17 protein-coding genes and 1 pseudogene are annotated in these 18,951 nt (G+C 66.0%); 10 read left to right on the plus strand and 8 right to left on the minus strand.

All coding sequences use genetic code 11. From position 1 onward, the window contains the following. Positions 1 to 222 precede the first annotated feature (222 nt). The gene (gene nosP / locus Q8O96_RS02860) at positions 223 to 1,386 is read left to right on the plus strand and encodes a nitric oxide-sensing protein NosP (protein WP_060838509.1); all 1,164 of its coding nucleotides are present in this window, start codon (positions 223 to 225) and stop codon (positions 1,384 to 1,386) included. Beyond that, entirely contained in the window at positions 1,316 to 3,952 is a 2,637-nt protein-coding gene (gene nahK / locus Q8O96_RS02865; protein WP_207816673.1) for a hybrid sensor histidine kinase/response regulator NahK/ErcS', read from the plus strand. The genes nosP and nahK overlap by 71 nt, the downstream gene beginning before the upstream one ends. A 408-nt stretch (positions 3,953 to 4,360) precedes the next feature. Here the strand turns inward: nahK and Q8O96_RS02870 are convergent, their stop codons facing one another. From Q8O96_RS02870 to Q8O96_RS02895, 6 genes are all read right to left on the minus strand, one after another. Further along, on the minus strand, positions 4,361 to 5,026 hold the full coding sequence (locus tag Q8O96_RS02870) for a response regulator transcription factor (protein WP_092316068.1): 666 nt from the start codon (positions 5,024 to 5,026) through the stop codon (positions 4,361 to 4,363). 48 nt (positions 5,027 to 5,074) lie between these two features. Continuing rightward, positions 5,075 to 5,617, minus strand: coding sequence for a PQQ-dependent catabolism-associated CXXCW motif protein (locus Q8O96_RS02875; RefSeq protein ID WP_305948313.1), 543 nt, complete (start codon positions 5,615 to 5,617; stop codon positions 5,075 to 5,077). A 543-nt stretch (positions 5,618 to 6,160) separates the two neighbouring features. Next, complete coding sequence (locus tag Q8O96_RS02880) at positions 6,161 to 6,955, minus strand: ABC transporter permease (protein ID WP_305948314.1); 795 nt, start codon at positions 6,953 to 6,955, stop codon at positions 6,161 to 6,163. Next, positions 6,952 to 7,710 carry an ABC transporter ATP-binding protein gene (locus Q8O96_RS02885; RefSeq protein ID WP_108542700.1) on the minus strand — a complete coding sequence of 253 codons (759 nt, stop codon included), beginning with the start codon at positions 7,708 to 7,710 and terminating at the stop codon, positions 6,952 to 6,954. Before Q8O96_RS02885 ends, Q8O96_RS02880 begins: the two co-directional genes overlap by 4 nt. Beyond that, complete coding sequence (locus Q8O96_RS02890) at positions 7,707 to 8,681, minus strand: YVTN family beta-propeller repeat protein (protein WP_011060508.1); 975 nt, start codon at positions 8,679 to 8,681, stop codon at positions 7,707 to 7,709. Before Q8O96_RS02890 ends, Q8O96_RS02885 begins: the two co-directional genes overlap by 4 nt. A 30-nt stretch (positions 8,682 to 8,711) precedes the next feature. Continuing rightward, positions 8,712 to 9,896, minus strand: coding sequence for an ABC transporter substrate-binding protein (locus tag Q8O96_RS02895; RefSeq protein ID WP_305948315.1), 1,185 nt, complete (start codon positions 9,894 to 9,896; stop codon positions 8,712 to 8,714). Positions 9,897 to 10,087: 191 nt separating this feature from the next. On the opposite strand from Q8O96_RS02895, the gene Q8O96_RS02900 reads away from it, so the two are divergent. From Q8O96_RS02900 to Q8O96_RS02920, 5 genes and pseudogenes are all read left to right on the plus strand, one after another. Beyond that, on the plus strand, positions 10,088 to 10,210 hold the full coding sequence (locus Q8O96_RS02900) for a hypothetical protein (protein ID WP_305948316.1): 123 nt from the start codon (positions 10,088 to 10,090) through the stop codon (positions 10,208 to 10,210). A gap of 2 nt (positions 10,211 to 10,212) precedes the next feature. Next, positions 10,213 to 11,484, plus strand: a complete 1,272-nt coding sequence (locus Q8O96_RS02905; protein WP_060843071.1) for a HAMP domain-containing sensor histidine kinase — start codon at positions 10,213 to 10,215, stop codon at positions 11,482 to 11,484. Further along, positions 11,484 to 12,122: a response regulator transcription factor gene (locus tag Q8O96_RS02910; RefSeq protein ID WP_060838517.1), complete on the plus strand. Its 639-nt coding sequence runs from the start codon at positions 11,484 to 11,486 to the stop codon at positions 12,120 to 12,122. The genes Q8O96_RS02905 and Q8O96_RS02910 overlap by 1 nt, the downstream gene beginning before the upstream one ends. A 42-nt stretch (positions 12,123 to 12,164) precedes the next feature. After that, positions 12,165 to 12,401: a type II toxin-antitoxin system ParD family antitoxin gene (locus tag Q8O96_RS02915; protein WP_305948317.1), complete on the plus strand. Its 237-nt coding sequence runs from the start codon at positions 12,165 to 12,167 to the stop codon at positions 12,399 to 12,401. Further along, positions 12,398 to 12,726: pseudogene (locus Q8O96_RS02920) on the plus strand (type II toxin-antitoxin system RelE/ParE family toxin). The gene Q8O96_RS02915 and the pseudogene Q8O96_RS02920 overlap by 4 nt, the downstream one beginning before the upstream one ends. Before the next feature lie 1,097 nt (positions 12,727 to 13,823). Here Q8O96_RS02920 and Q8O96_RS02925 read toward each other — a convergent pair. Next, positions 13,824 to 14,483: a pentapeptide repeat-containing protein gene (locus tag Q8O96_RS02925; protein ID WP_305948318.1), complete on the minus strand. Its 660-nt coding sequence runs from the start codon at positions 14,481 to 14,483 to the stop codon at positions 13,824 to 13,826. Positions 14,484 to 14,669: 186 nt separating this feature from the next. Continuing rightward, positions 14,670 to 16,565: a quinoprotein ethanol dehydrogenase gene (gene exaA / locus Q8O96_RS02930; protein WP_102861879.1), complete on the minus strand. Its 1,896-nt coding sequence runs from the start codon at positions 16,563 to 16,565 to the stop codon at positions 14,670 to 14,672. 253 nt (positions 16,566 to 16,818) lie between these two features. Here exaA and pedF point away from each other — a divergent pair, with 253 nt between their 5' ends. Genes pedF through Q8O96_RS02945 form a run of 3 tightly spaced genes read left to right on the plus strand, consistent with a single transcriptional unit; the run spans position 16,819 to position 18,940 of the window. Beyond that, complete coding sequence (gene pedF, locus Q8O96_RS02935) at positions 16,819 to 17,280, plus strand: cytochrome c-550 PedF (protein WP_102861878.1); 462 nt, start codon at positions 16,819 to 16,821, stop codon at positions 17,278 to 17,280. A 5-nt stretch (positions 17,281 to 17,285) separates the two neighbouring features. Further along, positions 17,286 to 18,161, plus strand: coding sequence for an ABC transporter substrate-binding protein (locus tag Q8O96_RS02940; RefSeq protein ID WP_305948319.1), 876 nt, complete (start codon positions 17,286 to 17,288; stop codon positions 18,159 to 18,161). A gap of 8 nt (positions 18,162 to 18,169) precedes the next feature. After that, on the plus strand, positions 18,170 to 18,940 hold the full coding sequence (locus tag Q8O96_RS02945; protein ID WP_250330311.1) for a quinoprotein dehydrogenase-associated SoxYZ-like carrier: 771 nt from the start codon (positions 18,170 to 18,172) through the stop codon (positions 18,938 to 18,940). The last annotated feature ends 11 nt before the right edge of the window (positions 18,941 to 18,951 follow it).

Below are 18,951 nucleotides of genomic sequence, written 5' to 3' on the forward strand. Positions count from 1 at the left end.
CCGGGCCGGCGCCCCCTCCATTCCCCATATCTCCCGCATGTCCCGTAGGAGCCGGCTTGCCGGCGAAGCGGCCCGCCAGCCTTGCACCAGCCCGGATGACGCCTGCGTTGGCAAGCCTGCACCTACGCCCATGGAACTGCCCACCCGCTACCCAAGTAGCATTCGTGCCCGGGGGCCGGCTTCGTACACTCATTGCTCAGACAACCGGCGCCGGAGGCGACGATGCAGCAAGCCCAGAGCGAGGGCGTGGTCAGTGCCATGTCCCAGGCCGTCGATCCGCAGCAGGTGGCCCAGGACCTGGCCAGCCAGTTGCTGCATCCGCACCTGGGCTTCGTGCTGTTTTTCTGCTCCGCCGAATACCCCCTGCACACCCTGGGCCCGGCCCTGCAGCAGAGCTTTGGCGGCATCCCCCTGGTGGGCTGCACCAGCGCCGGGGAAATCACCCCCCTGGGCTACGGGCGCAATTGCGTGACCGCCATCGGCTTCGATCACCGACACTTTTCCATCGCCGCCGAGCTGATCGACCAGATGGAGCACTTCAGCCTGATCGACGCCCAGCAGATGGTCGAACGCCTGGTGGGCCGCTGCCGCAGCAACACCCTGGCGCCGATCAAGGGCAACAGCTTCGCCCTGACCCTGCTGGACGGCCTGTCGAGCCGCGAAGAAATGGTCCTGGCCGCCCTCAGCGCAGCCCTGGGGGACATTCCGCATTTCGGCGGTTCGGCCGGCGATGACAACTACCTGACCCACACCCACGTGTATTACGGCGGCGAGTTCCACAGCGGCGCGGCGGTGGTGGTGCTGGTCAACACCTGGCTGGATTTCGAGGTGTTCACCACCCACCACATCCAGCCCCGGGAAGAAAAACTGGTGGTCACCGGCGCCGACAGCGCCTCGCGCCGGGTTTATGAACTGAACGCGGAACCGGCCGCCGAGGAGTACGCACGGTTGATCGGCGTGCCCCTGGCGCAGCTCGACCACCGGGTGTTCGCCGCCCACCCGCTGGCGGTGCGCATCAACCAGCACTACTACGTGCGCGCGGTGCAGCAGGTGCACCCGGACCTGAGCCTGAGTTTCTACTGCGCGGTGGAGAACGGCATCGTCCTCACCGCCATGACCCCCGGCCCTTTGCTGCCCAACCTGCAACAGCTGTTCGACGGCTTGCAGCAGCGCCTGGGCAGCCTGTTGCTGACCATCGGCTGCGACTGCTTTTTGCGCCGCCTGGAGCTGGAGGATCGCGGCAGCCTGGATGAGATCGGGGCCTTTTTGCGGGATCAACGGGTGATGGGTTTCAACACCTACGGAGAACAGTTCAATGGCATGCACATCAACCAGACCTTCACCGGGGTCGCCATTGCCCGCAGTCGAACTCCGGCCCGCCGCTGAGCTGCAAGCGCAGCTCGACTGCCTGCAGCGCGAGAACCGCAAGCTGCGGCGGATCAACGCGGCGCTGATCGAACGGGTCGAATCCGGCATCACCCGCGGCAACGACCCTTATGCGGCGTTCCAGCATTCGGTGGTGCTGGCCGAACAGGTGCGCGAACGCACCGACGCCCTGAACCAGGCCATGGCCGAGCTCAAGGCCGGCAACCATCTGCTCAGCGAGGCGCGGCTGCGGGCCGAGACGGCGCACCAGCACCTGATCGACGCCATCGAGAGCATCTCCGACGCCTTCGTGCTGTTCGACCAGGAGCAGCGCATCGTCCTGTTCAACAGCCGCTTCCGCGCCTTCTGGAGCCACAGTCGGGTGCGGATCATGGCCGGCATGCGCCTCTCGGAAGTGCGCCGGCTGATGACCAGCACCGGGCTGTTCAGCGAGGAACCACGCAGCGCTGGCGACGAACAACTGCTGTATCGCCTGCACAACGGCCGCTGGCTGCAGGTCAGCGAGCGGCCGACCCGGGAAGGCGGGCGGGTGATCCTGTTCACCGACATCACCGAGGTCAAGCACAGCGAAACCCTGCGCCGGGAACAGGCGGTGGCGCAGAAATCCCACCTGCTGCAACGGGCGGTGGACAACCTGTCCCAGGGCGTGGCCATGGTCAATGCCGAGGGCATCCTCGAACTGTGGAATCGGCGCTTCCTGGAACTCAGCGGGCTGGCCCCGGTGGCCGCGCACCGCTTGTTTGCCGAGGTCATCGGCGACAGCGAGCTGAGCCTGCTGACCCCCGCCAGCCGCGACGGCAATGGCCGGGTGATCCATGAATGCGAGCAGCGCCTGAGCGACGGCCGGGTCCTGGAGATCCGCACCCATCCGCTACCCACCGGCGGTTTCGTCAACACCTTCACCGACATCACCGAGCGCTACCAGCACGCCGAGGCCCTGAGCGAGAGCGAGCGCTGGATTCGCCTGATCACCGACCATGTGCCGGCGCTGATCGCTTACCTGAATGCCGATCTGGTGTATGAGTTCACCAACAAGGTCTACGAGGAATGGTACTGCTGGCCCCGCGGCGTGATGCTCGGCCAGAGCCTGCGCGAGGTGCACAGCGAACAGCACTACCAGCGCCTGGAAAGCTATGTGGAACGGGCCCTGGCCGGGGAGAGCGTGACCTTCGAATTCGCCGAAACCAACATCAACAACCAGGAGCGCTACATGCTGCGCTCCTACGTGCCCAACCGCCTGGCCAATGGTGAAGTGGTGGGGATTTTCGTGCTGATCCGCGACATCACCGAACGCCGGCGCACCGCCGAGGCGCTGCATCAGGCCTACCAGAACCTGGAGCTGCGGGTACGCGAACGCACCGCCGAACTGACCACCCTCAACCAGCAACTGCTGCGCGAGATCGAAGAGCGCAGCCGGGTCGAATCGCGGCTGCGCGAGGCCAAGGCCGAGGCCGAACGGGCCAACCTGTCGAAGACCAAGTTCCTCGCCGCGGTCAGTCATGACCTGCTGCAACCCCTGAACGCCGCGCGGCTGTTCACCAGCGCCTTGCTGGAGCGTCGCGATCCCCAGGCCAGCAGCGCCCTGGTGCGCAATGTCAGCAACTCCCTGGAAGACGTGGAAAACCTGCTGGGCACCCTGGTGGACATTTCCAAGCTCGATGCCGGGGTGATCAAGGCCGACATCGCGCCCTTTGCCTTGAGCGAACTGCTGGAAAACCTCGCCGCCGAGTACGCCCAGGTGGCCCGCAGCGAAGGCCTGGAACTGCACTTCGTGGCGTGCTCGGCCCTGGTGCGCAGCGACATCCAGCTGCTGGCGCGGATCCTGCGCAACCTGCTGAGCAACGCCATCCGCTACACCCGCCAGGGCCGCGTGGTGCTCGGTTGCCGGCGCCAGGGGCACTGGCTGTCGATCGAAGTCTGGGACAGTGGCATGGGCATTGCCGCCGAACGCCTGGAAGAAATCTTCCAGGAATTCAAGCGCGGCGAAGAACAGCGCCCCGACCAGGATCGCGGCCTGGGCCTGGGGCTGGCCATCGTGGAGAAGATTGCCGGGATACTCGGGCACCGCATCGGCGTGCGCTCCTGGCCGGGGCGCGGTTCGGTGTTCAGCGTGCAGGTGCCGATCAGCGCCAGCGCGCCCTTGCCGGCGCCGCGCCCGGAGCTGGGCGACGCCCTGCTGGAGCGTTTGCACGGCGCGCGGATCTGGGTGCTGGATAACGACGCGGCGATCTGCGCCGGCATGCGCACCTTGCTCGAAGGCTGGGGCTGCCAGGTGATCACCGCCTTGTCCGAAGAAGACCTGGCGCGCCAGGTCGACGACTACCGCGCCGACGCCGACCTGCTGATTGCCGACTACCACCTGGACCACCAGCAGAACGGCATCGACGCCGTGGCACGAATCAACGCCCGCCGTGCCCTGGCGATCCCAGCGATGATGATCACCGCCAACTACAGCAACGACCTCAAACAGCAACTGCGCGAACTGGGCCACACCCTGATGCACAAACCGGTGCGGCCGATGAAACTCAAGACCGCCATCAGCCACCTGCTGACGCCCCCCCTGTAGCCGCTGCCGCAGGCTGCGCCCGGCTCCGCAGGAGACGCCAACCCTGGCCACGCGGTCCACCAGAACAACCCGCGTGATCCGATTCACCGCCACGGCGTTGGTCGCAATGATTGCGCCGGTCTTCAGAATCGCAGGAAGGGCCTTCGGCCCTTGTCGCAGCCTCGCCGAAGGCTCGGCAGCGGTTACAGGACCTGCAGGGCGCGCAAGGCTTCGTGTAGCCGCTGCCGCAGGCTGCGCCCGGCTCCGCAGGAGACGCCAACCCTGGCAACGCGGTCCACCAGAACAACCCGCGTGCCCCGATTCACCGCCACGGCGTTGGTCGCGATGAATGCGCCGGTCTTCAGATCGCTGGAAGGGCCTTCGGCCCTTGTCGCAGCCTCGCCGAAGGCTCGGCAGCGGCTACAGGGGTTAGCGGCGCAGGTAGGCGCCGAAATCGATATCACCGGCGCTGAGGATCGCTTGCACCCGGTTGTGCACGTTGAGCTTGCGCAGGATCGCCGAGACGTGGGCCTTCACTGTGGTTTCGGCAATGTCCAGGGTGTAGGCGATCTGCTTGTTGGATTCGCCCTTGGTCATGCGTTCCAGCACCAAAAGCTGTTTGCGGGTCAGGGCCTGGAGCAGTTCCGGGGGAAAGCTCGGGGTCTCGCTGTTGCGGCGCCCCGGCTGGCTTTTCTGGGTGCGGATGATGTCCGGCGGCAGGTACACGTTGCCGTTGAGGATCTGTTCGATGGCCTCGGTCATCTGCGAGCGCGCCGACGATTTGGTGATGAAGCCGACGGCGCCGTAGGTGATGGCCTGGAGCACGATCTGCTTGTCCTGCTCGGCGGAGACGATCACCACCGGAATGGTCGGCGCTTCGTTGCGCAGGGTGATCAGGCCGTTGAGACCGTGCATGCCGGGCATGTTCAGGTCCAGCAGGATCAGGTCGAGGTCGTCGTGCTCCTGGGTCAGGGCCAGGGCGCTGTCCAGGTCGGCGGTTTCCATCACCTCGCTGCCGGGAAATCCGTCGCTGATGACGTTGTGAATGGCTTCGCGAAACAGTGGGTGATCGTCGGCTATCAGAATTTTATACATGGCCTTTCACCTCGTTATTGTGATTGTGCGGGGGGCGCGCTGGCGGCTTCAGGGAAAGGCTTCCGGCTGGGCCGCCACCACGGGCAAGCCGGCGGCCTCCCAGGCGTCCAGGCCGTCGCGATACCAGTAGAGGGAGGTATAGCCCAGGGCTGCGGCGCGTTTTACCGCGTTCCAGCTCAGCCAGCAATCGGCGCGGCAATAAAAGACCAGCGGTTGTTGCAGGTTACCGGCGCTGAGCTGCTGTAGGTAGCGGCTGAAGTAGCCTTGCCACTCGGGGCTCAGCTCGCCGTCGCCGGTATTGGCCAGCCAGTGGCTGCCGGGCAGGTTGGCGTGAGGCTCGCTGTCGATGAAGCGGCCTTGCAGCCATTGCCGGCGATAGACGTCGATCAGCAGGGGTTTGGGTTGCGCCTGGAGCAGGGCCTGCAAACCCTGGGTGTCGATGATCTGCGCGACCTCGATCTGCGTGGGCGTCGGGCTGCGGTAGAGGCGGGTGCGATAGCCGTCGGCGGAAAACAGCGGCGTCTCGGCCTGGGCCATTCCCAGGGTCAGGCTCAGGGACAGCAGGGCCAGGGTCTGCAGGGCACGGGGCATAAGGGGGTTGTCCTTCTTGTTATGGGCCCATTACATGCCAGCGCGGGGGCATTTGTGAATGCGACCATCGACAGCAAAAGCAGTACCAAAGTCGTAGGTCCTGGCTGGGTGACGCTCTTGTACTTGTCTGTCGCCGCTGCCGCAGGCTGCGAACGGCTTGGGCGGCATTCCGACGGAGGAGACGCTAGACCTGCAGGCGCGGTCCAGCAGGACAGTCCACCGGGTTCTCTTCACAGCTATGTGCCGGTCTTTGTATCGCTGGAAGGGCCTTCGGCCCTTGTCGCAGCCTCGCCGTAGGCTCGACAGCGGCTACAGGCGTTGTAGAGATTGCGGAGATTGCAGGGCTTCGTGTAGCCGCTGCCGCAGGCTGCGAACGGCTCCGGAGGAGACGCTAAACCTGCCGACGCGGTCCAGCAGGACAGTCCACCGGGTTCTGTTCACAGCTATGTGCCGGTCTTTGTATCGCTGGAAGGGCCTGCGGCCCTTGTCGCAGCCTCGCCCTAGGCTCGGCAGCGGCTACAGTGGCTCTTTATCTGGAGATAGCTAGGCGGTGCTTTTGCGCAGGGCGGCGTGTTGCGGGTTGAAGGTCAGTACCGCCAGCAGGGAGAACACCAGGGTCAGGCCCAGGCACACGGCCAGGGCCAGGAGGTTGAGGCGTTGATACAGGGCGAAGCGCACCAGCTCCACGGCGTGGGTGAAGGGGTTGAGGGCGCACAGCCAGTACAACCAGGGGCTGGCGTCGAGCATCTTCCACAGCGGGTACAGCGCCGAAGACAGGAAGAACAGCGGGAAGATCACGAAGTTCATCACCCCGGCAAAGTTCTCCAGTTGGCGGATGGCGTTGGACAGCAGCAGCCCCAGGGCGCTGAGCATCAGGGCCACCAGCAGCAGGGCCGGCAGCGCCGCCAGCAGGCCCATGGCCGGCGGCTGCACGCCATACAGCCAGGCCACGGCGAGGAAGGCGTAGACCTGCAGCAGCGAGATCAGCGAGGTGGCCAGCAGCTTGCCGGCCAGCAGGAAGGCCCGGGGCAGGGGGCTGGTGAGCAGCACGCGCATGCTGCCCATTTCCCGGTCGTAGACCATCGACAGCGAGCCCTGCATGCCGTTGAACAGCAGGATCATGCAGGCCAGCCCGGGGACGATGTAGACCTCGTAGGGAATGTAGGTGCTGTAGGGCTCGATGATGGCGATGCCCAGGGCGGCGCGAAAGCCGGCGGCGAACACCAGCAGCCACAGCAGGGGCCGCACCAGGGCGCTGAGAAAGCGTGTGCGTTGCAGCACGAAGCGCAGCCATTCGCGCAGCACGATGCCGCACAGGCACTGCCAGTAGGCGTTCATGCGAGCGGTTCTCCGATCGGCGCCGGGCGCGGCTGGGGATTCTGGGTCAGGCGGGCGAAGGCGGTGCCCAGGTCGCCGCCCTGTTGCTGGCTGATGGCGCTGGCCACGCCACTGGCCACCAGGCGCCCCTGATGCAGGATCAGCAACTGGTCGTCGGCCTGCACTTCGTCCAGCAGGTGGGTGGTCCACAGCACGCTCAGGCGCTGTTCCTGGCACAGCTGGCGAATGTGCCGGTTGAGGGCCAGGCGGCTGGCCGGGTCGAGGCCGGCGCTGGCTTCATCGAGCAGCAGCAGGCGCGGTTCATGCAGCAGGGCGCGGGCGATCTCCACCCGTCGGCGGTGGCCGCCATTGAGGGCGCGCACGCTCTCCCGGCGCCGTTCGGTGAGGCCCTGGCGCGCCAGTTCGGCGTCGATCCGCGCCTGGCCCTGGCGCCGCGACAAACCGTGCAGTGCGGCGTGGTAGTGCAGGTTCTGCTCGACGCTCAGGTCCAGGTCCAGGGTGCTTTGCTGGAACACCACGCCGAGCTGGCGCAGGGCGGCGCGGGCGGCGTTGCGCAGGGAGCAGCCGCCGACGCGGATGTCGCCCTGCTGCAGGTCGTAGAGCCTTGTGAGCAGGGCGATCAGGGTCGACTTGCCGGCGCCGTTGGGCCCCAGCAGGGCGGCAAAGCGCCCGGGAGCCAGGCTCAGGCTGACCTGATCGAGGGCCTGGCGCGGGCCGTAGGCGAAGCTCAGCTGGCTGACCTCCAAAGCGTTCATGGGGTCACCACCACGCCCCAGGGATAGCGCCCGACCTTCACCGACTTGAGCACCTTGAGGCTGTTGACATCGATCACCGAGACATCGCCGCTGACCCCGTTGGTGGCCAGCAACTGGCTCTGGTCCGGGGTGAATGCCAGCTGCCAGACCCGCCGCCCCACCAGCAGGTAGTCGAGGATCTCGTAGGTCTTGGCGTCGATCACCGCCACGTGGTTGGCCGGGCCCAGGGCGACGAAGGCGTACTTGCCATCGGCGCTGAGCTTGATGCCCACCGGCTGCACCTTGTCCGGGTGCACGCCCTTGATCTTGAAGTTCAGGGTCTTGAGCACCTGGCGCGTGGCCACGTCGAGGATGGTCACGGTGCCGCCGATTTCCGCCGAGGCCCAAAGCCTTGAGCCGTCCTGGTTGAACTCGACGAAGCGCGGGCGCTGATCCACCAGGGTGCTGTCGGCCAGGGTCTGGGTGCTGGTGTCGATCCAGTGCAGCATGTTGGTGGTTTCGCTGGTGTTGACCGCCCACTTGCCGTCGGGGCTCACCGCCATGCCCTCGGGCTCGACCCCGACGTTGATCTGGCCGAGGACCTTGGCGGTCTCGGTGTCGATCACCGTGACCAGCGCATCGTCCTCGTTGGACACGTACAGCCAGCGGTTGTTGGGGTGCAGGGCGAACTGCTCGGGGTCCTTGCCGGAGGGCAGCTCCTTGATGATCTTGCGGGTGGCCACGTCCATCACCTGGACCCGGTCCGAATCGCTGGCGCAGATGTACAGCAGCTTGTTGTCATGGGACAGCAGCAGCCCGCGCGGGCGCTGGCCCACCGGCAGGGTCTGGGTGACTTCCAGGGTCTGCAGGTCGATCAGGCTCAGGCTGTTGTCCTTTTCGTTGGAGACCCAGGCCGTGGCGGCCATGGCGTGCCCGGCGGCGAGCAGCAGGCCCGCGCAGAGGGCGGAGCGGCAGAGAAGAGGGCGGCGCATGGCGGATTCCTTGTTGTTGTGGTTATCGGATCAGGGGTAGCGGCAGGTCACTTCGGGGCGGTCGTAGCCCAGGCTGTCCATTTCGTTGAAGGGGTGCAGGAAACCGTCCTGGGGCGAGGTGCTGACCAGGGCTCGGGGTTGCACCAGGGGAATCGGTTGGCGCAGTTCGCCGTTCCACGGCCGGTAGCTGAGCTTGCGGCCCTTGAACCCGTCCAGCGGCAGCTGGTCGCTGAGCAGCAGCGCCTGCAGGGTCCGCGGGTCGGCCTGGCGCAGTTTGCTCACGGCGCTGGCGACGCTGCGCACGGCCATCCAGGCGGCGAAGTCGCGGTCGTTCATCCAGCGCCCGGCCTGGGCTGCGAAGCGTTTTTGCAACTGTGCGGCGCCGAAGGTCTCGACGCTCTTGTGCCAGCCGGTGGGGGTCAGGCCCTGGGTGCCGGCCACCGGGCGCGGGTACCAGGTCTGGTAGGGCAGGTATTCGCCGAAATCGCCGCGTTCGTCGGCCACCAGCACCACGTCGTATTCGGCGGTCTGGGTGAACAGCGGCATGTCGGCCTGGGCGCTGCGGCGCTGGTCGTTGTCGAAGCTCCAGGCTTTCTCGGCGACGATCTTCAGGCCGAAGCGCTGCATGGCCCGGCGCAGGGCATCGGCGTAGGCCCGGTCATCCTCGGTCTGGCCGACGATGAGCAAGGCCCGCTGCCATTTGCGCAGCACCATGAACTGCACCAGGGCGTCGGCCAGCATCGCCCGGCCGGGCAGGCTGTGCAGCACGTTGCCCAGGCACTGGCTGCTGCGCAGGGCGTCGTCGGGGCTGCCGGCGTTGAACAAGAGGCTGTCGGGCAGGGCCGCCGACAACTCCCGCAGGCTGGCCGCCGGGGCATTCACCACGAACAGCCGCAGGCCCTGGTCGTGCTGGGCCCTGGCGGCTTGCAGCAGCGCCTCGGGGCTGTCGACGCTGACACTGTCGAGCTGGAACTGCTGCTTGAGAAAGCGCCCGGTGCTGTTGCTGTCGACAATCGCCAACTGGGCGCCTTGCAGACCGGCGTCGGCGGGCTCGGGGATGATGTTGGACAGCAGCGGGCCGGGGTCGGGGCGATAGCCCAGGTAGCCGATGCGCACCTGCAAGGGTTCCTCGCTGGCCTGGCTGGCGCTCAGGGGCAGCAGGAGCGAGGCCAGCACCAGCAGGCAAGTCGGGATAAGCGGGGCAGGCTTGTGCATAGGGCGCTCCACGGCAGGTGGCGCCAGCATAGGAACAGCGTCGGGGCGGGGAAATATGCAGAAAGTAGCGCCCGGGCAGTACCAAGGTAGTAACCCGGCGCGGGCGCGGCGGTCTTAGCATGGTCCCAGCGGCCTCGATCCTGGCCTGAATCTGCCCCAAACCCTGAGCCCGAACCTTGAGAGCGACGCCCATGCGCATCATCAAAGTGCTGCTCCTGCCCTTGCTGCTGATCCTCAGTCTGATCGGCGTCGATCGCCTGCACGGCCAGCGCCCGGTCGTGCCCCTGGCGGTGCCGCTGGTTCCGGGGCGCTAGGCATGTCGGCGCTGTGGCGGATCAACCTGTGGGTCACGGCGTTCTTTGCCGTGGTGACCCTGGCCTGCGCCGGCTTGCTGCTGCATCAGGCGGTGGCCGATGTCGAGCGTGAACTGCAGTCCGCCGAAGCGGTGGTGGAGTACTTGAGCGACAGCGCCGAGCGCAACCCGGCGGGCCTGCAACCGCATCTCACCCAGAGCCTGCGCCATGTGCGGGTGCACTGGCTGGGGCCGGACGAGGCGGCGCGCATGCCCGAGCAGGCCGGGCTGGACGCCTGGCTTGGCCGCCAGCTGTTCAGTGACCGCCGCCACAGCGCCCGCGAACTGGACCTGGGCGACGGCCGCCGGGTGCTGATCGCCGTGGACGCGCGCGACGAGATCGATGAAGTCTGGGATTCCCTGCAACAGCTGTTGAGCCTGTGCGGCCTGGCCCTGCTTTTGAGCCTGCTGACCATCCGCTGGGCAGTACGTCGGGGCATGGGCTTGCTGGATGATTTGCTGCGGGCCTTGCAGCAGGTGTCCGGCGGGCAACTGGCGGTGCGCCTGCGCGAGGCCGGGCTGCCGGAAGCGCGACAACTGGCCGGACACTTCAACCGCATGACCGCGACCCTGGAGCAGACCCGGGCCGACAATGCACAACTGACCCAGGCCCTGCTGGCGGTGCAGGAGCGCGAACGCACCTACCTGGCGCAGACCCTGCACGACGACCTCGGGCAATACCTGGCGGGCATCCGCGCCCAGGTCTGCCTGCTGCGCATGGTCAGCGGCCAGCCCACGGTGGTGGAACATACGGCCCAGGCCCTGGAACTCAATTGCGAACGCTTGCAGCAGGGCTTTCGCGCCCTGGTGCAGGACCTGTACCCGGTGGTGCTGCAGCACCTGCCGCTGGCCGAAGCCTTTGGCCTGCTGGTGAGCCAATGGCAGGACAGCCAGGGCATCGACTGCCAATTGCGGGTCGGCGCCGACCTGCCAGCGTTGCCCGACGCCAGCAAGACCCACCTCTACCGCCTGCTGCAAGAAGCGCTGACCAACGTCGCCCGGCACGCCGGCGCCAGCCAGGTGCGGGTGCGCCTGCAACGCAGCGCCCGGGGCCTGCGCCTGCTGGTGCGCGACAACGGATGCGGCGCGCGCCAGCCCCAGCGCCCCGGCGTCGGCCTGCACTCGATGGCCGAACGCGCCCGCAGCCTGGGGGGCGAACTGCACATTCTCAGCCGTCCCGGCGCCGGTTGGGCGCTGGCCTTGAACATGCCCCTGAACATGCCCGTGGAGGCCTGATGAACATCTTGTTGGTGGATGACCACGCCGTGGTTCGCCAGGGTTACGCCAGCCTGCTGCGCGCGGTATTGCCGGCGATGCAGGTGCGCGAAGCGGCCAGCGGCGAAGAAGCTCTGACCCGGGTCGCTGAAGAAGTGCCGAACCTGGTGATCATGGATTTCGGCCTGCCGGGCATCAGCGGCCTGGAGACCACCCGCCGCCTGCGCCAGCGCCTGCCGCAACTGCGGGTGCTGTTTTTCAGCATGCACGACGAACTGCCCCTGGTGCGCCAGGCCCTGGAGGCTGGCGCCTCGGGCTACCTGACCAAGAACTCCGCGCCCCAGGTGCTGATCGAAGCGGTGCACCGGGTGCTGGCCGGGCACGCCTACATCGAACAGCCCCTGGCCACCCAACTGGCCTGCACCCCGGCGCAGAACGCCAGCGACCCGCGCTTGCAGAGCATGACCCAGCGCGAGCTGGAGATCTTCGTGATGCTGGCCAAGGGCACCCCGGCGCGGGTGATTGCCGAGCAGCTGTGCATCAGCGCCAAGACTGTGTCGAACCATTTGACCTTGCTCAAGAGCAAGCTGCAGGTCAGCTCCCATGCGGAGTTGGTGCATTTGGGGATTGATATGGGGGTGGTGCGGGTGGCGGGGTGAGGGGGTATGGTTTGGCAAAATTTGTCAAAGGCGGACAAAGCCATGAGCACCATGAACATTTCCCTGCCGGACGCTCTCAAGTCCTTTGTCGATGATCAAGTCAGCCAGCGCGGCTACAGCACCAGCAGTGAATATGTGCGTGAGCTGATTCGCAAGGATCAGGATCGGCAACATCTGCGTGGCCTGTTGTTGGCCGGTGCTCAATCGGGGCCGGGCACTGCTGTGCAGGGTGACTATTTCGAATCCCTGCGTGCCAGGGTTCACAAGGCGCGAAGATGAAAGCCAAGCCGGTCATGCCACGCGCCCTTGCCAGCCAGGATGTGGAAGGCGTTATCAACTACTACCTTGACCAACAGGCCGAGCAGGCTGCGCTCGGTTTTATCGATGCTTTGAAAAGCCCTATCTTCATATCGGCCGCCATCCGGCCTCGGGTATGTCTCGCTACGCCCACGAGCTGGATCTGCCGGGGGTGCTTTGCTGGCCGCTGAAACGCTATCCCTATCTGGTGTTCTACGTTGAACGCGATGACCACATCGATGTATGGCGGGTTTTGCATGGTATGCGGGACTTTCCTGAGTGGTTGGCTGAAGGTGTTTTCCGGTAGTGGTGGGGGATGTTGGGGGCTTTTTGTGGTGAAGGGGCGGGGTGTATATCCGTTGCTGAGGGTGTGGCTGCTGGTGGTTTCGTCTTGATGGTTTGGGGGTTGGGTACATATCCATTCCTGCGGTTACGGCCACTTAGGGTTTCGCCCTTACGGCGATGGGGGACGGAGTACATATCCGTTGCTGCGGTTATGGCCCCTTATGGTTTCGCCCTTACGGCGAGTCCCTTTTTTTCAAACGCCAAAAAAAGGAACCAAAAAACGCTTGCCCCTCCATGGGCCCCTCGCTGGGGCTCGGGGTTCCCTCTCTCCGGCATTGCTCCGGGGGCCCGCCGCCAACCGGCCATCCATGGCCGGGTGGCGGCTAGCTCGGCATCCATGCCGAGCTGCCCCCTACGCAACGCCTACGCTCGGCCGGCTGGGAAGGGGCCGGAAGATCAAGATCAAGATCAAGATCAAGATCAAAAGCCAAAGCCAAGGTGCGCAGGCCGGCTCCTTGTAGCCGCTGCCGAAGGTTGCGAACGAGCGCTCGCGCTCGCAAAACCAGGCGGCGCGATATGTCAGGAATATCGGGGAGGCAGGTTTAGCGTCTCCTGCGGAGCCGGTCGCAGCCTGCGGCAGCGGCTACATTAACGCGAACGGCAATGAAACAGGCCGGCCGGCAGGCCGCCGTCAGATTTTGATCTTGCTGTTGATTTTGATCTTGATCTGAACGCCCCGTTAACCACGATGGCCGAACGCAGGCATTGAGCCGTGGGTAACCCGGCAGGGATGCCGGGTTAGCCGCCACCCGGCCAGGGATGGCCGGTGGCGGCGGCCCACGGATCAATGCCGGAGTTCGGGCATGCCGAGCCTAGGCGAGGCACCGAGTGGAGGGGCAGGAGCCTTTGGTTACTTTGGGCTTTTCAAAGTGACTCGCTGTAAGAGCGAAACCGCCAGCGGCCGCACCCGCAGGAATGGATATGTCCCCCCTCCCACTCGCTGTAAGAGCGGAACCCTAAGTGGCCGTGACCGCAACAACGGATATGTCCACAGCCCACCGCTGTAAAAGCGAAACCGCCAGAGGCCGCCCCCGCAGCATCGGCTATGCCCCCAACCCCCTACTTATCCCAAGTCCCCGGACACCCCTGGCACCCCTCCATATTGGCATCCTGAAAATTCCCATAATGTTGTCGCGCCCCGCGCAAATCGGCGCGTTCCAGATTGCTCTCACCCAACTTGGCCTCTTGCAGATTGGCCTCGCTAAGATTGGCCCCTTGCAGATCGGCCTTGCTCAACCAGGCCATTTCCAGATCCGCCGCTTGCAGGTTGGCCCGGTGCAGCTTGGCCCCGGACAGCCGGGCAAATTGCAGGTAGGCCGCGCTGAGGTTGGCGTTCTCGAATTGCGCGCCCTGGGCAAACAGGCCCCAGCCCTGAATGGCCATCAGCTTGGCGTCGGTAAAGTCCGCCAGCCGCAGGTTGCTCTGTTGCAGGCTGGCACGGGTCAGGTTGGCGCCTTGCAGGCGGGCTTTTTCCAGATTGGCCAGGTCCAGCTGGGCATGGCGCAGGTCGGCGCCGGAGAGGTCGGCGCCGGCCAGGTTCATCTTGCGCAGGTCCTGGTTGGCCAGATTGGCGCCGCGCAGGTTGGCGCCCGGGCATTGGCTGGATTCGGCAATCAGGCAGCCATTGATGGTCAGGGGTACATCGTTGCCGTCGTCGTCGACGTTCACCGCGAAGGCGGGCGAGAGGCCCAACAGCAGGACCAGGGGCAGGTAGTTCATGGTGCGGTTCTCCAGGCGGGAGTGAAGGCGGGTGGGGCGAGGGCGCTGGCGCCCGCTGGACCGGCCGGCGCCCCGGGGGCGTAGCCGTCGTGAACCCGGCCCACGCGGTAGGCCTGAGCTATCGCGTGGGCAGGGTTCGGAGCCGCTGCGCGGCCCAGCGGGCGCCAGCGCCTCGCCACCAGTCGGTCAGCGCTGGGCGGTCTTGTTATCCCAGCTCGGGATCTTGAACACCCAGAATGAACCGCCTTGGGCCACCGGCTTGGTCAGTTCGGCCATGTCGCCACCCCACAGCGGCACCGCGCCGCCGTAGCCCACGGTCACGCCGATGTACTGCTCGCCATCCTGTTCCCAGGTGATGGGCGGCGAGACGATGCCGCTGCCGGTCTGGAATTTCCACAGCTCCTTGCCGGTCTTGGCGTCGAAGGCCTTGAAGAAGCCGTCGCCGGTGCCGGTGAACACCAGGTTGCCCTTGGTCGCCAGGACGCCGGCCCACAGCGGCAGCTGCTCCTTGTGTTCCCACACCAGCTTGCCGGTGGTGGGGTCCATGGCGCGCAGGGTGCCGACGTGGTCGTCGTACATGCGCTTGATGCGGAAGCCCATCCCCAGGTAGGCCGAGCCTTTCTTGTAGTTCACTTCCTCGGTCCAGTACTCCTCCTTCCACTGGTTGCCGGGGATGTAGAACAGCCCGGTGTCCTGGCTGTAGGCCATGGGGTTCCAGTTCTTGCCACCCAGGAACGGCGGCGAGACTTCCACCGGCTTGCCCTTGGTTTCACCCGGCAGCGGCTTGGCCGGACGCTGGCCGGGATTCTCTACGGGGCGCCCGGTCTTGAGGTCGATGTGGCTGGCCCAGGTGATGTTGTCGACGAAGGGAAAGGCGTTCTGCAGTTTGCCGTTGTTGCGGTCCACCACGTAGAAGAAGCCGTTGCGGTCGGCGTGGCCGGTGGCCTTGACCACCTTGCCGTCCTTGTTCTTGTAGTCGAACAACACCAGTTCGTTGTTGCCGGAGAAGTCCCAGGCGTCGTTCGGCGTGTGCTGGTAGAACCATTTCACTTCGCCGGTGCTCGGGTCGACGCCGACCTGGCCCGAGGTGTAGAGGCTGTCGTAGTCGTGGGGGTTGCCGTCTTTCGAGGTCCGCGCCCAGGTGTTCCACGGGCCGGGGTTGCCGGCGCCGACGATGATGGTGTTGGTTTCGGCATCGAAGCTGGCGCTCTGCCAAGGGGCGCCGCCGCCGTGGCTCCAGGCTTCGACCTTGCCGGTTTCGGTGGTCTTGTCATCGGGCCAGGACGGCGCCTTGACGTCGCCGGTGGGGGTGCTGTCCTTGCCGTTCAGGCGGCCCATGTGGCCTTCGACGAAGGGCCGCATCCACACCTCTTCGCCGGTGTCCGGGTCGCGGGCGAACAGCTGGCCGACCACGCCGAATTCATCGCCGGAGCTGCCGTGGATCAGCAGCACCTTGCCGCTGGTCTTGTCCTTGATCAGCACCGGGGCGCCGGTCATGGTGTAGCCCGCGCTGTGGTCGCCGAACTTCTTGTTCCACACCACCTTGCCGGTGTTCTTGTCCAGGGCGATGACCCGGGCGTCGAGGGTGCCGAAGTAGATCTTGTCGCCGTAGATCGCCGCGCCGCGGTTGACCACGTCGCAGCACGGGCGAATGTTGTCCGGCAGGCGGTGGTTGTAGGTCCATAGGCGTTTGCCGGTCTTGGCGTCGAGGGCGAATACCCGCGAGTAGGAACCGGTGACGTAGACCACGCCGTCGCGGACGATGGCCTGGGATTCCTGGCCGCGCTGCTTCTCGTCGCCAAAGGAGTAGGACCAGGCCGGGGTCAGCTTGAACACGTTTTTATCGTTGACCTGGGCCAGGGGGCTCCAGCGCTGGGCGTTGGTGCCCATGCCGTACTGCAGCACGTCCCGGGTGGTCAGGTGGTCGTTGGCGATGTCTTCCCAGGTGACGTTCTTGCTGGCAGGTGCCGCCGGGGCGGTAGCCGCTGTGGCCGCCGCGCCCAGGGACAAGCTGGTGGTCAGCAGCAGGGCTTGGACGGCGAGGCTCAGGGGGGAAAGGGCGGGTAGCGATCTTATTGTCATGGTTGCAGTTCCCAGTGGAGGTTTTGGCCTGACTAGGGTCTGCCGCGAGACGCGCTTTGAGATACGGAAAAAGTCCCGCCTTTGCCGGGAAAAGTTCCCGGGCGGCACCTGATTTAGGCCCGCGCCACAAGCCCTACTACCAAGGGAGTAGGACGCGACCACCAAAGCAGCATACGGCCGTCCGCCGGCTGTTCCTAAGATGGCGCCATGGCCTCTGTAGCGAGGTCTTGCGTGCAATCTTGAGGGCATAACAATGACAACAAAACGCAACGCCTTGCTCGCGGTAGGGCTGCTGACCGGTGCCTTGGCCACCGGCGCTGTATGGGCCCATGGCAACGTGGTGCCCCAGGCGGTGGAAACCCAGGGCCTGACGCCGATCAAGGATGCCGGTGTGAGCCTCGATGGCGACGGCTGGGCCGCGGTCAACCCCTATCGCACCTCGCCCGAGCGCGACAAGGCAGTGGAAATCGGTGCCTCGGCCTACAACCAGAACTGCGCCGCCTGCCATGGCCTGGAAGCCAAGTCCGGCGGTATCGCCCCGGACCTGCGCATGCTCGATGCCGGCGAAGCCGGGGATGAATGGTTCGTCGAACGGGTGCGCCACGGCGCGGTGCGCGATGGCCGGGTGTACATGCCGAAGATGGCCGACTACCTGAGCCAGGAAGCCCTGTGGGCGGTGCGCACCTACCTGGACAGCGTGCGCGTCGAGGAGTGATCGCCATGGGCCGCCTCGGCGTGTTCCTCAGTGGCCTGCTGTTGTGCTGCGCGGCTGTGCAGGCCGAGGTGCGCAACTACGACACGATGATCGCCTCCGGTGAGCTGAAGGTGGCGGTGTACCAGGATTTTGCCCCCTACAGCTTCGAGGACCAGGGCCAGCCCCGGGGCGTCGACGTCGAGCTGGCGCAAGCCCTGGCCGAGGCCCTGGGGGTGCGCCTGCAACTGATCTGGGCGCCCCCCGGTGAGAAGCTCGACGACGACTTGCGGGATTACATCTGGCGCGGCAGTCCGCTGCGCCATCAGCAGTTGGCCGACCTGATGATGCGCGTGCCCTACGACCACGACTTTGCGCAAAAGCGCAACGAACTGGGAGAGCTGACCAACGACCACGTGGTGATGTTCGGCCCCTATCAGGAAGAGCGCTGGCAGGTGGCATTCGACCGCCGCCGGCTGGACTCGGTGGCCAGTGTCGCGGTGTTCCAGCAGCACCCCATTGGCGTCGAGGTGGACAGCGTGCCGTCGTTCTACCTGACCTCGGTGTTCAACGGCATGCTCAGTGCCAAGACCCATCATTACCCCAGCGTGCAGCAGGCCTTCGGTGCCTTGCGGGCCGGGCAGGTGGACGCGGTGATGGCCATGCGCGGCGAGATCGACTGGCAGTTGCACCAGGCCGCTGACCCGCAATTGGCCTTGGCGGAAAACGCCTATCCGAACATGGGCAAGCAGGTGTGGGAGATCGGCATGGCGGTGCATGAAAGCAACCGCCAGCTGGCCTATGCCGTGGAGGAGGCCCTGGAAGGGTTGATCCGCGACGGTCGCCTGCAGGCGCTGTACGCCCGTTATGGCCTGCGTTACGAGGTCCCAGAGATGTATCAATAGGAGCTGCGATGAACTGGCGAGCGACCTGCCTTTTGGCGTGCTGGCTGCCCTTGGCGACCCCGGCGCTGGCTGCCGATCCCCAGGCCCCGGGTGCGGACCCGGTGCCCTCGGTGATGTGGGCCTTCTACCACAAGCAATTGCTGGGGGACGCGGCGTTCGTCTTCGATGACCGGGTCAAGCTGCTGGCGCCGCCCTTTGCCGAGGACGCGCGGCAGGTGCCGCTGGAGATCGACGCCCGGGCCTTCAGCGGCGACGTGGTGCGCATCCTTGCCTGGGCCGAGCTCAACCCCTTGCCGCGTATTGTCGATTTCGTGCCGGGGGAGCGGGTGCTGCCCTGGCTGTCGATCCGCATCCGCATCGAGCAGGCCACGCCGCTGCGCGCCGCGGTGCAGACCCGCGACGGCCTGTGGCACGTGGGCTCGACCCTGATCGATGCCGCCGGTGGCGGCTGCACCGCCCCCAGCGTGGTGCGCACCCAGCCCGGCTGGGAAGAGCACATCGGCGAGGTGCTGGGCGGGCGTTACCCCCGGGGTGATGCCAGCCGTCTGCGCCTGCAAGTGTCCCACCCGATGGACAACGGCCTGGTCAGCGGCATCCCCGAGTTCTTTCTCAACCACGCCGAATTGCGCGACCCGAACGATCAGCTTCTGGCCAGCCTCGAACTGTTCCCGGCGGTCAGCGAAAACCCCAACCTGGGGTTCGACATCCAGGGGCCGGGGCAGACCCGCTTGCTGTTGCGCGACAACAGCGGCAACCAGTTCGAGGCCAAGCTGCCCTGAGCGCATCCTTT

It is taken from the genome of Pseudomonas sp. LPH60 (assembly GCF_030718165.1).
Classification (GTDB): Bacteria; Pseudomonadota; Gammaproteobacteria; order Pseudomonadales; family Pseudomonadaceae; genus Aquipseudomonas; species Aquipseudomonas danubii.

Excerpts from the sequence above, each read along its gene's own strand:
- nosP (WP_060838509.1), top strand. The coding sequence starts at position 223 with ATGCAGCAAGCCCAGAGCGAGGGCGTGGTCAGTGCCATGTCCCAGGCC.
- nahK (WP_207816673.1), top strand. The coding sequence starts at position 1,316 with ATGGCATGCACATCAACCAGACCTTCACCGGGGTCGCCATTGCCCGCA.
- Q8O96_RS02870 (WP_092316068.1), bottom strand. The coding sequence starts at position 5,026 with ATGTATAAAATTCTGATAGCCGACGATCACCCACTGTTTCGCGAAGCC.
- Q8O96_RS02875 (WP_305948313.1), bottom strand. The coding sequence starts at position 5,617 with ATGCCCCGTGCCCTGCAGACCCTGGCCCTGCTGTCCCTGAGCCTGACC.
- Q8O96_RS02880 (WP_305948314.1), bottom strand. The coding sequence starts at position 6,955 with ATGAACGCCTACTGGCAGTGCCTGTGCGGCATCGTGCTGCGCGAATGG.
- Q8O96_RS02885 (WP_108542700.1), bottom strand. The coding sequence starts at position 7,710 with ATGAACGCTTTGGAGGTCAGCCAGCTGAGCTTCGCCTACGGCCCGCGC.
- Q8O96_RS02890 (WP_011060508.1), bottom strand. The coding sequence starts at position 8,681 with ATGCGCCGCCCTCTTCTCTGCCGCTCCGCCCTCTGCGCGGGCCTGCTG.
- Q8O96_RS02895 (WP_305948315.1), bottom strand. The coding sequence starts at position 9,896 with ATGCACAAGCCTGCCCCGCTTATCCCGACTTGCCTGCTGGTGCTGGCC.
- Q8O96_RS02900 (WP_305948316.1), top strand. The coding sequence starts at position 10,088 with ATGCGCATCATCAAAGTGCTGCTCCTGCCCTTGCTGCTGATCCTCAGT.
- Q8O96_RS02905 (WP_060843071.1), top strand. The coding sequence starts at position 10,213 with ATGTCGGCGCTGTGGCGGATCAACCTGTGGGTCACGGCGTTCTTTGCC.
- Q8O96_RS02910 (WP_060838517.1), top strand. The coding sequence starts at position 11,484 with ATGAACATCTTGTTGGTGGATGACCACGCCGTGGTTCGCCAGGGTTAC.
- Q8O96_RS02915 (WP_305948317.1), top strand. The coding sequence starts at position 12,165 with ATGAGCACCATGAACATTTCCCTGCCGGACGCTCTCAAGTCCTTTGTC.
- Q8O96_RS02925 (WP_305948318.1), bottom strand. The coding sequence starts at position 14,483 with ATGAACTACCTGCCCCTGGTCCTGCTGTTGGGCCTCTCGCCCGCCTTC.
- exaA (WP_102861879.1), bottom strand. The coding sequence starts at position 16,565 with ATGACAATAAGATCGCTACCCGCCCTTTCCCCCCTGAGCCTCGCCGTC.
- pedF (WP_102861878.1), top strand. The coding sequence starts at position 16,819 with ATGACAACAAAACGCAACGCCTTGCTCGCGGTAGGGCTGCTGACCGGT.
- Q8O96_RS02940 (WP_305948319.1), top strand. The coding sequence starts at position 17,286 with ATGGGCCGCCTCGGCGTGTTCCTCAGTGGCCTGCTGTTGTGCTGCGCG.
- Q8O96_RS02945 (WP_250330311.1), top strand. The coding sequence starts at position 18,170 with ATGAACTGGCGAGCGACCTGCCTTTTGGCGTGCTGGCTGCCCTTGGCG.